At 67.2% G+C, this 12897-nt stretch carries 11 protein-coding genes; 4 read left to right on the forward strand and 7 right to left on the reverse strand.

The window, feature by feature from the left end:
• Positions 1-38 precede the first annotated feature (38 nt).
• From QE395_RS05120 to QE395_RS05130, 3 genes are all read right to left on the reverse strand, one after another.
• Positions 39-1691 (reverse strand): phosphoethanolamine--lipid A transferase, encoded by a 1653-nt coding sequence (locus QE395_RS05120; RefSeq protein WP_176472698.1) that lies wholly within the window; start codon positions 1689-1691, stop codon positions 39-41.
• Positions 1688-2431: a phosphatase PAP2 family protein gene (locus tag QE395_RS05125; RefSeq protein ID WP_095364413.1), complete on the reverse strand. Its 744-nt coding sequence runs from the start codon at positions 2429-2431 to the stop codon at positions 1688-1690. Before QE395_RS05125 ends, QE395_RS05120 begins: the two co-directional genes overlap by 4 nt.
• A 108-nt stretch (positions 2432-2539) precedes the next feature.
• Positions 2540-4252, reverse strand: a complete 1713-nt coding sequence (locus QE395_RS05130) for a glycosyltransferase family 39 protein (protein WP_255220529.1) — start codon at positions 4250-4252, stop codon at positions 2540-2542.
• Between the two features lie 136 nt (positions 4253-4388).
• Here QE395_RS05130 and QE395_RS05135 point away from each other — a divergent pair, with 136 nt between their 5' ends.
• The 3 genes from QE395_RS05135 (at position 4389) to QE395_RS05145 (ending at position 7730) form a co-directional block, all read left to right on the forward strand.
• The gene (locus tag QE395_RS05135) at positions 4389-5090 is read left to right on the forward strand and encodes a response regulator transcription factor (RefSeq protein ID WP_095364415.1); all 702 of its coding nucleotides are present in this window, start codon (positions 4389-4391) and stop codon (positions 5088-5090) included.
• The gene (locus tag QE395_RS05140; RefSeq protein WP_306987764.1) at positions 5077-6366 is read left to right on the forward strand and encodes a HAMP domain-containing sensor histidine kinase; all 1290 of its coding nucleotides are present in this window, start codon (positions 5077-5079) and stop codon (positions 6364-6366) included. Before QE395_RS05135 ends, QE395_RS05140 begins: the two co-directional genes overlap by 14 nt.
• A gap of 113 nt (positions 6367-6479) precedes the next feature.
• Complete coding sequence (locus tag QE395_RS05145; RefSeq protein ID WP_306990424.1) at positions 6480-7730, forward strand: DUF819 family protein; 1251 nt, start codon at positions 6480-6482, stop codon at positions 7728-7730.
• Between the two features lie 305 nt (positions 7731-8035).
• Here QE395_RS05145 and QE395_RS05150 read toward each other — a convergent pair whose 3' ends face one another.
• On the reverse strand, positions 8036-8260 hold the full coding sequence (locus QE395_RS05150) for a CstA-like transporter-associated (seleno)protein (RefSeq protein WP_068853636.1): 225 nt from the start codon (positions 8258-8260) through the stop codon (positions 8036-8038).
• On the reverse strand, positions 8260-10341 hold the full coding sequence (locus QE395_RS05155) for a carbon starvation CstA family protein (protein ID WP_095364418.1): 2082 nt from the start codon (positions 10339-10341) through the stop codon (positions 8260-8262). The genes QE395_RS05150 and QE395_RS05155 overlap by 1 nt, the downstream gene beginning before the upstream one ends.
• A 203-nt stretch (positions 10342-10544) precedes the next feature.
• Here QE395_RS05155 and QE395_RS05160 point away from each other — a divergent pair, with 203 nt between their 5' ends.
• On the forward strand, positions 10545-11396 hold the full coding sequence (locus QE395_RS05160) for a pirin family protein (RefSeq protein ID WP_095364419.1): 852 nt from the start codon (positions 10545-10547) through the stop codon (positions 11394-11396).
• Positions 11397-11467: 71 nt separating this feature from the next.
• Here the strand turns inward: QE395_RS05160 and QE395_RS05165 are convergent, their stop codons facing one another.
• Together QE395_RS05165 and aqpZ are read right to left on the reverse strand one after the other, a co-directional pair.
• A complete protein-coding gene (locus QE395_RS05165) occupies positions 11468-11929 on the reverse strand; it encodes a hypothetical protein (RefSeq protein ID WP_306987769.1) in 462 nt (153 codons plus the stop codon).
• Between the two features lie 196 nt (positions 11930-12125).
• Entirely contained in the window at positions 12126-12866 is a 741-nt protein-coding gene (aqpZ, locus tag QE395_RS05170) for an aquaporin Z (RefSeq protein WP_306987770.1), read from the reverse strand.
• Positions 12867-12897 lie beyond the last annotated feature (31 nt).

Below are 12897 nucleotides of genomic sequence, written 5' to 3' on the forward strand. Positions count from 1 at the left end.
GTGGGGCCGCCGCCGCACCGCAAGGGCCACAGGTCCCGTCAGCGCCCGCAGCCGGCGAACAGGTCGCGGTCGCGCTCGTACAGCGCGGTCTTCACCTGCATCAGGCCCAGTACCGACGGGAACACGTTGTCATGGTCCGTGTACTGGCTGGCGCGCCGCCGCACGCAGGCCAGGTCCAGCCCGCGGCTGGCGGCGAAGCCGGGCGAGAACCACATCGTCATCGGCACCCGGGTCTGTTCCTGCGGGGCGATCGCGTACGGCACCCCGTGCAGGTACAGGCCCTTCTCGCCGAGCGATTCGCCATGGTCGGACAGGTAGATCATCGCCGTGTCGTAATCCTGCATGCCCTGCAGCGTGCCGATGGTGTGGGCCAGCAGCTGGTCGGTGTACAGCAGCGCGTTGTCGTAGCTGTTGGTGATTTCCTCGCGGCTGCACTTGCCCAGGTCCGGGGTGTCGCAGGTCGGGGTGAAGTGGCGGAAGCGGGTGGGGTAGCGCTCGAAGTAGCTCGGGCCGTGGTTGCCCAGCTGGTGCAGCACCACCACCCGGTCGCCCGGCGTTGCACGGACCTGCTCGGCGAGGTTGTCGATCAGGATCTCGTCCATGCAACGGCCGTTGGCGCACAGGGTGGGATGCGTTGCATCGTCCAGTGCCTGCATCGGCAGCCCTTCGCACACGCCCTTGCAGCCGGACTGGTTGTCGCGCCACAGTGTGCCGATGCCGGCGTGGTCGAGCACGTGCAGCAGCGACTGGTGCGCGCGGATCTTCTTCTCATCGTAATCGTGGCGGCCATAGGGCGAGAACAGGCAGGGCAGCGACACTTCCGTGCTGGTACCGCACGAATGCATGTCCGGGAAGTTGATCGCGCTGGTCTGCGCCAGCTGCGGCGTGGTCTGCCGGGCGTAACCGTTCAAGCCCCAGTTCTGCGCACGCGCGGTTTCGCCCATGACGATCACCAGCAGCCGCGGCTTGCTGTCGGCCGCGCGCGGGGTGGCCTTGGCATCCAGCCCGATCGGCAGCTTCGGTGCGCGCTGGATCGGGTTGTCGCCGCGCAGCGCCTTGGGCAGGCCCAGCAGGTAGTTGCCCGGCGTGGCCAGGTAGCGCACCTCGCGCTGGTTGCGCATCAGCGCCGACATTTCCTGGAACGACAGCAGCGAACCGCCCAGTGCGGTGGCGGCCGACAGCAGCAGGAAGCCGCCACGCCACAGCAGTGCCTTGCCCCAGCTGCGGCGCAGCAGCTGCACGCGCCACAGTACGACCATCGGCAGCGCCGCGAGCAGCACCAGCGGGGCGATCAGGCTGGGAGTGATCAGTTCGCGGCTTTCCTTGTGGTCGGTCGCCAGCACGTTGCGCAGCATGTCCGCATCCAGGTAGATGTGGTAACTGCCCATGTAATGGGCGGCCATCGCCGTGCCCAGCAGCAGCACGCCGATCATCACCTTTGCGTTCCAGCGCCACACCAGCAGGCCCATCAGCAGGCTGTGCGCGCCGACCAGCAGCAACAGCAGCGAAAGGCCGAAGCGCAGGCTGCCCGGATGGGTGGCCATCGCGCTGTGCCAGAACAGGCCGTTGCAGGCCAGCGCGAAGAACATGCTGGTGAGCGCGATGAGGGTTTCGGTGGACCAGGTCGGGCGCCAGTGGCGCAGGGCTGACAGCGAGGTAAGGCGCGGCATGTGCGATGCGAGGGTGTTCATGCGCGGACTCCGCGGGCGGTGATGCGGCGTACCAGCAGGAACAACAGCAGCGACACCGTCCAGCAGGTCGCCAGCGTCCACAGGTCATGCGAAAGGAAATGCGCGCCGCGCAGCTGCTGCGCGGCGCCGAACACGCCGCCGGCGACCAGCCCCACGGCAAGGCCGCGCCATCGCCATGCCGGGCGCACCAGCAGCGCGAAGAAGTACAGGCTCACCCAGGCAAACCCGGCGCTGGAATGCCCGGCCGGGAAGCACACCCCGCGCGGCATGCCGTGCGGGCGGGTGGCGAACAGGCCCACGTACTCGCGCAGGCCGCCGTAGCGCGCCAGGTCCCACGGGCAATCAATGTTGGTGAGCGACTTCAGCAGCGACACCACGCCGGTGCCCAGCGCGACGGCCATTACCAGGTATAGCAGCGGCCAGCGCCATGCGGCCGCGCGTTCGTGGCGCCAGGCGTGGAAGCACAGCACGATGGCCAGCAGCGTTGCCGCTGCGCTCAGCCACTTGCCACCCTTGTGGATCAGCTGGCTGGTGGCCCATGCGTTCTGCAGGAGCCAGTGATGGCCTTCCATGCGGAACAGCTGGTCCGCAAGCCACTGGTCGCCCCCGCCCACCATCAGCACGGCACTGGTGGCCAGCACGGCCAGCAGCGGCCAAGCGAGATGGCGGCGCAGGAAACCGGACACCTGCGCGGGCGCATCGGAAGCAAGCGGGACAAGGGCAGGGGAAGCGGGAAGCATCAGGCAGGGCCGGCGGGGAAACCGGCGCCATGGTCGTCAGCGGCGTGTCGGAGATCGGTCGGAGCGATGTTCCCCGCGCGTTAATCGGCCGCGCCGTGCATCTGCGATTCAGTCACCATCGTCCACGCCGGCGGCTGCATCCTTGGACAGTTCCGCGTGGCAGGCTGCATTCCATGCCGTGCCGGGTACCAGCCACCAGCGGTTGCGGTTGGCACTGCCGATCATCACCGCCTGCGCGCGATCCACGCACGGACTGATCGCCTGCTCCAGCACCAGCAGCCAGCGGTTGTGCGGCGCCTGCGCCATCCACGGGCCAGCGTCATGCCACTGTTCGTCCCAGGGGCGCTTGAACCCGAAGTCGGTCACCGGCCGGTCGGCCTGCAGCAGGTTCTGCTCGCGCCAGGCCAGCGCGCCCAGCTCGGCCGACGGGCCGATCCGCTCGCCGACCTGCTGCATCAATGCCGACGAAGAACTGTACGGACCCAAGGTGGGCATCAGGCCCCAGCCGTGCAGGTTCCACAGCAGCACCGCAGTCAGCACGGCAAGCATGCCGGCACGCCGCTGGCGCAGCCATGCGGCCAGCAGCAGCACCACGATGCCGAAGCCGAGCAGCCACCCCCCGAGTACCGGCAGCAGGGTTTCCGGCATGCCGCGCCTGGCCAGCTGCGCATGCGCCCAAGCACCGTCGCCCAGCAGCTGCGCGCCGATCCCCAGCGCCGCCGCGCCCAGCACCAGCACGTAGGCCAGCAGCAGCCAGCGTGGACCGGGCCGGCGCAGCAGGCCGGGCAGCAGCGGCGCGGCGGCCACGCACAGCGCCGGCAGCATCGGGAAGATATAGACCTCGCGCTTGCCGGGGCTGGCAGTGAAGAACAGCAGCACCAGCAGCGCCCAACCGAGCAGCAACCAGTAGCGGCTGTCGCCACGGCGCAGGCGCCGCCACCAGCCCGGCAGCAGCGCGGGCAGCAGCAGGCTGCCGGGCAGCCACAGCGTGGCGATCACCTGCAGGTAATACCAGGCCGGCTGCACGTGGTGCCAGGCACTGGCATAGCGGGTGCCAGTCTGCTTGAACAGCAGTTCGCGCGCATAGCCCTGCAGCTCCGGCGAGGGGTCATTGAGCAGCGCGATCCCAAGTGGGCCCAGCCATACGGCGGTGCCGAGCAGGAATGCCGGTATCAGCCACAGCAGTGAACGCGCGCGGGGCAGGGCAGCGCCAGGCCGCGGCTGGCCTTTCCAGCGCCACAGCGCCCACGGCAGCAGCACCAGCAGCGGCAGGAAGCCCACGCCCTTGGTGACCGTGCCGAGACCCGCGGCGAACCCGGCCACCCACAGCAATCGCGTGTTCGGCCGTTCCAGCAGGTGGCGCAGCAGCGCCCACAACGACAGGGTGGTAAGCGCGACCAGCACCATGTCGATCTGCGCACGCTTGGCCATCAGCCCGAACTGCAGGCAGCTGGCCAGCGCCAGCAGCGCCCACCAGGCGATGCGCCGGTTCCACAGGCGCCGCGCCAGATCCCAGCTCAGCCACAACGTGGCCAGCGCGGCCAGCAGCGAGGGCAGCAGGAAGGCCAGGTTCCAGTTCCCGATGACCTGGTAGGTCGCCGCCTGGATCCACATGAACACCGGCGGCTTTTCGGCGTACAGTTCGCTGCCCCGGTGGGGCAGCAGCCACTGGCCGGTCTCGACCATGGCCCGGGCGGCCAGCACGAAACGGGGCTCATCCGGCGGGGTAGGGGCGCGCAGTCCGATTCCCGCCGCAAGGGCCAGCAACAGGGCAAGGCAGGTGAGCAGTTGCCACCGTTGGCGAGTCAGTAGTGTCGGCAAGGGGGCATGGCTTTCCCGGAAGAGCAGGCACTTTCGCCGAAGCAATGTAAGAAAAGCGTCGAATCGGGGTAATTGCGACTGGATTCCGACATTCCCGGGGCTACCATGGCGGCCATCACCCCCGAGTTCTCGACGCATGCGGCTCCTGGTCATCGAAGACAACCGTCAACTGGTCGCCAACCTGTTCGAGTATTTCGAAGCGCGTGGCCATGTCCTCGACGTCGCCCCCGATGGCGTCACCGGCCTGCACCTGGCCGCCACCCAGAACTACGACGCGCTGATCCTGGACTGGATGCTGCCGCGCATGGAGGGCCCTGACGTGCTGCGCCGCCTGCGTGTCGAGCACGGCTCCGAAGTGCCGGTGATCATGCTCACCGCGCGCGACGAACTGCCCGACAAGATCGCCGGCTTCCGCGCCGGCGCCGACGACTACCTGACCAAGCCGTTCGCCCTGCCGGAACTGGAAGTCCGGCTGGAAGCGCTGCGCGTGCGCGCGCAGGGGCGCAACCCGCGCAAGGTGCTGGAAGTAGCCGATCTCACCCTGGACCTGGCCACGCTGGAGGCACAGCGCGACGGCCAGGCCCTGCACCTGTACCCGGCCTGCCGCAAGCTGCTTGAAGTGCTGATGCGCGCCAGCCCGGCGGCGGTCACCCGCCAGCAGCTGGAGTTCGCGCTGTGGGGCGATGAGCTGCCCGATGGCGACCTGCTGCGTTCCCACATCTACGAACTGCGCCGCAGCGTGGACGGCCCGTTCCAGCGCAAGCTCATCCATACCCTGCCGCGCGTGGGGTACCGCCTGGGTGCACCGGCCACCGAAGGCCACGATGAAACTGCGTAAACCCGCGCCGCTGCACCGGCGGCTGGTCTGGTGGCTGCTGGGCTACCTCGCGTTGATCTCGCTGGCGGTATTCAGCGTGGGTAACTACGTGCACGAACACGCCGAGCATTCGGCGTGGCGCGCGCTGCTGAACTCCGAACTGGACAGCATCGTCAGCCACATCGAACACGAACCGCACTACCGCTGGCAGGACTCGGACACGCTGCGGCTGTTCACCGTCGATGACAGTCCCGAGGTTCCGCCGATCCTGCGCACCCTGCATCCGGGCCTGCACGACGGCGTGGAAATCGCCGGCCGCGCCAGCGCGGTGATGGTGCGCGACACCGCCGGGCAGGGGCGGCTTGCACTGGTGCTGGACATCAACGACTTCCACGACCTGGAAGAATTCGCCACCCGCTGGGTGATGCTGGCCAGCGTGGTGATGATCGTAGTGACGGTGGTGATGGCCTCGTTCGGCGTCAGCCGCCTGGTGAGCCCGCTGCGCTCACTGGCCCGGCATATCGACGGTCTCAAGCCCGGCGTGCCCGGCCAGCGCGTCGAAGTCGACCCGCGCGGCAGCTCCGAGCTGTACGTCATCGCCGCCGCGCTCAACGACTACCTGGCCCGCAACGAACAGTTCGTGGAACGCGAACGGGTGTTCATCAGCACCGCCAGCCACGAACTGCGCACCCCCATCGCGGTGATCACCGGCGCCGCCGAACTGGCGCTGGAGCAGGCCGCGCTGCCCGACCGTGCGCGCCAGCAGATGCAGCGCGTGCACCGTACCGCCCAGGGCGTGGAGCAGCTGATCCAGCTGCTGCTGGTGCTCGCGCGCGAACCGGCGCGGCTGGCCGCGTTGAAGGAACGCATCCCGCTGGACCAGCTGGTGCCGGACATCATTGAAGACCACCGCCACCTGATGGGCGACAAGGACCTGCAGATCGCCGTGCAGGGCCTGGCCAACGTGGACATCATCGCGCCCCTGGGCGTGGTCCAGGCCGCGATCGGCAACCTGCTGCGCAACGCCATCGAAAACAGTGGCCGCGGCACCATCACCATCAACGTATCCGACCGTGCCGTGGTCACCCTGCAGGACCCTGGCGAAGGCATGAGCCCCGAAGAAATCGCCGCGGTTTACGCACGCATGGCCCGCGGTGACCGCAACGGACAGAGCGGCATCGGCCTCGAACTGATCGCCCGCCTGTGCGAACACCTCGGCTGGGCACTCACCATCGAACAGAGCGAACCGCGCGGTACCCGCGTCATCCTCGATCTGAGCGCATCGCTGCCGGCGTAGGCGTGGCAGTACGCGGCAGCGCAACGTGGCACGCGGTGAAGACAGTGTTAAGCTCAAAAGGGCGTCGCATCATGCGGCGCTTTTTTTTGCCCTTTCGATCGACAGAGGATCGCATGCCGACCGAACCCAGTATTGCCCTCATCACCAACGATATCGTTGGCCTTGGCCTGATCGCTGCCACCCTGGCCCTGATTTTCTGGGCCGCCAGCGGCCCGACCCCCCTGCTGAAGAAAATCTTCGCCTGGGTGCCCGCCCTGCTGCTGTGCTACTTCATCCCGGCCATCTACAACACCGCTGGCCTGATCGACGGCCACGACACCGCCCTCTACAACCCCATCGCCCGCGACGTGCTGCTGCCCGCCGCCCTGGTGCTGCTCACCCTTTCCATCGACCTCAAGGGCATCCTCAAGCTCGGCCCCAAGCTGCTCATCGTGTTCTGCGCCGGCACCTTCGGCATCATGCTCGGCGCCGTGGTGTCGTTCCAGCTGATGTCCTGGATCCACCCCGAGACCGTCGCCGGCGATACCTGGGCCGGCATGGCCGCACTGGCCGGCAGCTGGATCGGTGGCGGCGCCAACATGGTCGCCATGCGCGAAGTATTCGGCACCGACGCCACCACCTTCGGCCAGTTCGCCGTCGTCGACGTCGCCTGCGCCAGCCTGTGGATGGCCGTCCTCCTGTTCCTGGCCAACCGCGCCACCCAGATCGACACCCGCAACGGCGCCGACACCCGCGCCATCGACGAAATGAAAGCGCGCATCAGCGCCTACGAGGCCCAGAACGCCCGCATTCCCAGCCTCACCGACCTCATGCTGATCGTCGGCGTCGCCCTCGGCGGCGTCGGCCTGGCCCATGCCATCGCCGCCCCCCTGAGCGCCTGGTTCAAAGCCCACATCAGCTGGGCCAGCCAGTTCAGCCTCGACAGCGCCTTCGTCTGGGTCGTCCTGCTCTCCACGCTGCTCGGCCTCGGCCTGAGCTTCACCCGCGCACGCAGGCTCGAATCGGCCGGCGCATCCCGCCTGGGCACCGTGTTCCTGTACTTCCTGATTGCCTGCATCGGCATGCAGATGAACCTGCTGTCACTGCTGGATCGCCCATGGCTGTTCCTGCTCGGCGTGATCTGGATGCTGACCCACATCCTCGTGCTGTGGATAGTCGCCAAGCTGGTCAAGGCGCCGCTGTTCTTCTTCGGCATCGGCTCGATGGGCAACATCGGCGCAGCGGCATCGGCGCCGGTGGTGGCAGCGGCATTCCATCCCAGCCTGGCGCCAGTGGGGGTGCTCCTCGGAACAGTCGGATACGCCACGGGAACCGGTCTGGCATACGTAACCGGCTTGATCCTCAAATGGATGGCCGGAGCATAACGACGCCATCAGCATCGGGAAGGCCGGCCAACGGCCGGCGCTACCGCTTTTCCGCTCCGTCATCAGGGAACTGTGGATGGCGGGGCGGCGGTGGGGGTGCGGGACTGTAGAAAACATGGATGTTTTCTACAAGCCCCCAGGGATGGGTACACGGCGTGTCCCGCACCCCCACCGCCGTCCCGCCAAAGCCGACGGAAATGCAGAGCCAAAAGAAAAGGCGGCGCAGGTGCGCCGCCTTTTCGTTTCTAGAAGCCGTCTCGACCAACGGTCGAGACCTACCGTTCAACAGCGCGATAGCGCCAATGTCAGCAGCAGCGACCCCCATTGCGGCCGCCGTAACGCGCTTCCTGGCGCTCGCGGAAGAACGTCTTGTAGTCCATCGGCGTGCGGTCCGGATGCTTCTCCAGCACGTGCCGCACGTAGTTGTCGTAATCGGGAATCCCGCAGCACAGACGTGCCGTCTGCACCAGGCGCCGCCAGATGCGGCGGTGCGCCTGGTACTGCCCGACCGGAACCAGACCCGTGCTCATCACAGGTCCGCCATCTGGTGAGGCTGCAGCGCCACGTATTCCGTCTCACGGTCCGTGCGCTGCGGCGTACGGCGTGCCACCACGATCGTCTTGATCGCATAGGCCAGGATCGAGAACACCACGAACAGGAACAGCACCGTCAGACCCGTGTTCACGTACGCGTTCACCACGATCTGCTGCATCTGCCCCACCGTCTTGGCCGGCGCCGTGATCGTCCCGCTCGCAATCGCATCCTGGAACTTGTGCGCCTGCGCCAGGAAGCCCTGCGCCGGATTGCTGTCGAAGATCTTGATCAGCCCCGCATACGTCGTGCAGATCAGCAGCCATACCGCCGGCACCGCCGTCACCCACGCATAGCGGTCACGCTTCATCTTGAACAGCACCACCGTACCCAGCATCAGCGCGATACCCGCCAGCATCTGGTTCGAGATGCCGAACAGCGGCCACAACGTCTGGATGCCACCGAACGGATCCACCACGCCCGTGTACAGCAGGTAGCCCCACAGCGCCACGCAGCCCGCCGTCGCGATGATGTTCGCCGTCCACGACTCGGTCTTCTTCAGCGCCGGGATGAAGTTGCCCAGCAGGTCCTGCAGCATGAATCGGCCCGCACGCGTACCCGCATCCACCGCCGTCAGGATGAACAGTGCCTCGAACAGGATCGCGAAGTGGTACCAGAACGCCATCATCGCGTTGCTGCCACTCGGGATCGCCTGGTGCAGGATCTGCGCGATACCCACCGCCAGCGTCGGCGCGCCACCCGCACGGTGCAGGATCGTCGGCTCGCCAATCGCCGCCGCCGTCGCCTCCAGCTGCTCCGGCGTGATCGTGAAGCCCCACGTCGTGGTGATGTAGTGTGCCGCCGAGACCGCATCGGCACCGATCACCGCCGCCGGGCTGTTCATCGCGAAGTAGATGCCCGGATCGATGATCGATGCCGCCACCAGCGCCATCACCGCCACGAAAGATTCCATCAGCATGCCGCCGTAACCGATGTAGCGCATGTGGCGCTCATTGGCCAGCAGCTTCGGCGTCGTGCCCGACGCGATCAGCGCATGGAAGCCCGACACCGCACCGCACGCAATGGTGATGAACAGGAACGGGAACATCCCGCCCTTCCACACCGGACCATCGCCGCTGGCCGCGAACTGCGTCAGCGCCGGCATCTTCAGCTCCGGCATCACGATCAGGATGCCGATGGCCAGCGCCACGATCGTGCCGATCTTCAGGAACGTCGACAGGTAATCGCGCGGGGCCAGCAGCAGCCACACCGGCAGCACCGAAGCCACGAAGCCGTAACCGATCAGCATCCAGGTGATCTGGATCCCGGTGAAGGTGAAGGCCGGGCCCCAGACCGGGTCCGCCGCCACCTTGCCGCCGTACCAGATCGCCAGCAGCAGCAGGATCAACCCCACCACCGAAATCTCGCCGATCTTGCCCGGGCGGATGTAGCGCATGTAGATGCCCATCAGGATCGCGATGGGCATCGTCGCAATCACCGTGAACATGCCCCACGGGCTTTCCGCCAGTGCCTTCACCACGACCATCGCCAGCACCGCCAGGATGATGATCATGATCAGGAATGCGCCGAACAACGCGATGGTGCCAGGCACCTGGCCCATTTCCTCGCGCACCAGGTCACCCAGTGAACGCCCGTTGCGGCGGCTGGAAATGAACAGGATCATGAAGTCCTGCACCGCGCCGGCCAGCACCACGCCCACCACCAGCCACAGCAGGCCGGGCAGGTAGCCCATCTGCGCCGCCAGCACCGGGCCCACCAGTGGCCCCGCGCCGGCGATGGCCGCGAAGTGGTGGCCGAACAGCACGTGCTTGTTGGTGGGCACGTAATCCAGGCCATCGTTGTTGATCACCGCGGGCGTGGCCCGGGTGGGATCGAGCTGCATCACCTTGTCGGCAATGAACAGGCTGTAGAAGCGATAGGCAATGAGATAGATGGAGACTGCGGCGACCACGATCCACAGCGCGTTGATGTGTTCGCCCCGCCGCAATGCGACGGTGCCAAGACAGAATGCGCCGAGCAGCGCGAGCGCCGCCCAACCCAGCTTGGAAAAACCTTTCATGAGATTGCGTCTCCCTGAAGAACTCCGTAAGGGTCCGCCCTGGCAGTGACCGGGTCAATGCGCCTGCGGAGGCTTGCCGCTAGTACTTTGGTCGTACACGGGTACAGAACACCACGCTTGGAACAATCGGTTGCGGGCATGACGGTTGGCGCCTCCGGGGGCTGCGCCCATCTTGTATCCATCTTCCTTTCGCCGGAGTCAACATGAGCAGCCCAACCCCGGTGCGCGTGCAGCGCACCATCCGTGGCATGGCCACCTCCGACGGGGCCGGCGTGCGCCTGACCCGGGTCATCGGTGGCCCCTCGCTGCCGGACCTTGACCCGTTCCTGCTGCTGGATGAATTCGGCACCGACCGCGCCGAGGACTACATCGCCGGCTTCCCCAGCCACCCGCATCGCGGCTTCGAGACCGTGACCTACATGCTCGACGGGCGCATGCGGCACAAGGACAACCACGGCAACGAAGGCCTGCTCACCCCGGGCAGCGTGCAGTGGATGACCGCCGGCCGCGGCCTGGTGCATTCCGAAATGCCCGAGCAGGAATCGGGGCAGATGCGCGGCTTCCAGTTGTGGGTGAACCTGCCGGCGCGCGACAAGATGACCGATCCCAAGTACCAGGAGTTCGCGCCGGACCGCATCCCGCTGGCCCAGCCGGCGCCGGGCGTGCAGGTCAAGGTGATCGCCGGGCAGGTGGGCGACACGGTCGGCCCGATCGTGCAGCCGGCCACCGATCCGCTGTACCTGGATGTGCAGCTGGACGCAGGCACGGCCTGGGACTACGTGCTGCCGGAAGGGCATAACGCGTTCGCCTATGTGTTCGAAGGCGGGCTGACGATTGGAGACGGCGATGACGCGCGTCCGGTCGACCGGCAGGAAATGGCGGTGCTCGGTGGCGGCGAACTGCTGCAGCTGCGCGCGGGCACCGGTGGAGCGCGATTGATCCTGGTCGCCGGGCGGCCGTTGCGTGAGCCGGTGATGCGCCATGGCCCGTTTGTGATGAACACCCGGCAGGAACTGATGCAGGCCTTCGTGGATTTCCAGGAAGGCCGCTTCTGAAACAAGGCAGCGCCGGCCGTTGGCCGGCGCTGGCCACCCGCGTGCCGGCCAACGGCCGGCGCTACCGGGTGTCACCGCTCGGCGGCGACCGCCGACGGATTGAGGTTCATGCCCTGCGACAACGCCTGCAGCGCGCGCAGTTCGCTGGCGTCGCTGGGATACAGCGAAATCTGCGCGTAGCGGTTCTTGTCGAACTTGACCACGGTCATGCGGTGGGTGGCATACCCCGGCGGCTGCTGTCCGCCCAGGTCAGGCTGGTACCAGTACAGCGACTCACCGGCGAAGTTGCCCTTTTCCTGGCGCAGCGGGCGGGGCAGCGGAATATCCGGGTCGCGCCCGGTGAGCATCATGGTCATGACCTCGCGCCCGTCTGCCGCAGTGGCCTTGCAGAGCACGTACGTGGCCGCAGACTGTTCCTGCCATTGCAGGCCGCTGGATTCGGGCAGTGCCGGGCATTTGGCGGCCGATTGCGCCGTGGCGATGCCGGCCGTCAGTGAAAGGCCAAGGAATATCAAGGCGTGCAGGATCTTCATGCGTTCCCCCCAAGTGTGCAAGTAGCCGTGCCGTCCCCTGCGGGCGCTTCCGGTGGCCAAGCGTTTCCTGGCCGATGTGCTGCGCATGCCCCATGCGCGTACCGGAAGGACCCGTCAGGTGACGGTCTGGTGATTTCGACCTTAACGGAATGTGACCGGTTCTTCAAATAACCGTTTCAAATGTTTCTGAACGCGGTTAGCGGTCGCCGTCGATGGGAACGTCGCTGGCGCCGATCCACTTGTAGGCGATCCCGCCGATCAGCCCGCCCAGCAGCGGGGCCAGCCAGAACAGCCACAGCTGGCCAAGCGCGCCGCTGCCGGCGAACACCGCCACGGCAGTGGAGCGGGCCGGGTTCACGGAGGTGTTGGTGACCGGGATGCTGATCAGGTGGATCAGGGTCAGGGCCAGGCCGATGGCGATCGGGGCGAAGCCCGCCGGGGCGCGGCCGTGGGTGGCGCCCATGATGACGACCAGGAACAGGGCGGTGAGCACCACTTCGCACAGGAAGGCGGCGGCGACGCTGTAGCCACCGGGCGAGAGTGCGCCGTATCCGTTGCTGGCGAAGGCACCTGCCTGGCTGCCGTCGATCTGGAAGCCGGGTGCGCCGGAGGCGACCTGCAGCAGGATGAAGCCGGCCAGCAGGCCGCCCAGCACCTGGGCGACGATGTAGGGCAGCAGGTCGCGCGCCGGGAAGCGCCCGCCGACCCACAGGCCGACGCTGACAGCGGGGTTGAAGTGGGCGCCGGAGATGTGGCCGAACGCGTAGGCGCCGGTCAGGACGGTGAGGCCGAAGGCCAGTGCGACGCCGAGGAAGCCGATGCCCAGCGGGTTGCCCTCACCGCAGAATTTCGCTGCGAGGACGGCGCTGCCACAGCCGCCGAGAACCAGCCAGAAGGTGCCGAGGAATTCGGCGGCCAGACGCTTGCCCATGCTCATTGAAGATCTCCACGGATGCCCAGGGGGAATC

Source organism: Stenotrophomonas sp. SORGH_AS_0282 (assembly GCF_030818125.1).
Classification (GTDB): Bacteria; Pseudomonadota; Gammaproteobacteria; order Xanthomonadales; family Xanthomonadaceae; genus Stenotrophomonas; species Stenotrophomonas rhizophila_A.

What these genes read in the sequence shown, in the direction of transcription:
- QE395_RS05120 (WP_176472698.1), bottom strand. Translation starts at nt 1,691, where the DNA reads ATGAACACCCTCGCATCGCACATGCCGCGCCTTACCTCGCTGTCAGCC.
- QE395_RS05125 (WP_095364413.1), bottom strand. Translation starts at nt 2,431, where the DNA reads ATGCTTCCCGCTTCCCCTGCCCTTGTCCCGCTTGCTTCCGATGCGCCC.
- QE395_RS05135 (WP_095364415.1), top strand. Translation starts at nt 4,389, where the DNA reads ATGCGGCTCCTGGTCATCGAAGACAACCGTCAACTGGTCGCCAACCTG.
- QE395_RS05140 (WP_306987764.1), top strand. Translation starts at nt 5,077, where the DNA reads ATGAAACTGCGTAAACCCGCGCCGCTGCACCGGCGGCTGGTCTGGTGG.
- QE395_RS05145 (WP_306990424.1), top strand. Translation starts at nt 6,480, where the DNA reads ATGCCGACCGAACCCAGTATTGCCCTCATCACCAACGATATCGTTGGC.
- QE395_RS05150 (WP_068853636.1), bottom strand. Translation starts at nt 8,260, where the DNA reads ATGAGCACGGGTCTGGTTCCGGTCGGGCAGTACCAGGCGCACCGCCGC.
- QE395_RS05155 (WP_095364418.1), bottom strand. Translation starts at nt 10,341, where the DNA reads ATGAAAGGTTTTTCCAAGCTGGGTTGGGCGGCGCTCGCGCTGCTCGGC.
- QE395_RS05160 (WP_095364419.1), top strand. Translation starts at nt 10,545, where the DNA reads ATGAGCAGCCCAACCCCGGTGCGCGTGCAGCGCACCATCCGTGGCATG.
- QE395_RS05165 (WP_306987769.1), bottom strand. Translation starts at nt 11,929, where the DNA reads ATGAAGATCCTGCACGCCTTGATATTCCTTGGCCTTTCACTGACGGCC.
- aqpZ (WP_306987770.1), bottom strand. Translation starts at nt 12,866, where the DNA reads ATGAGCATGGGCAAGCGTCTGGCCGCCGAATTCCTCGGCACCTTCTGG.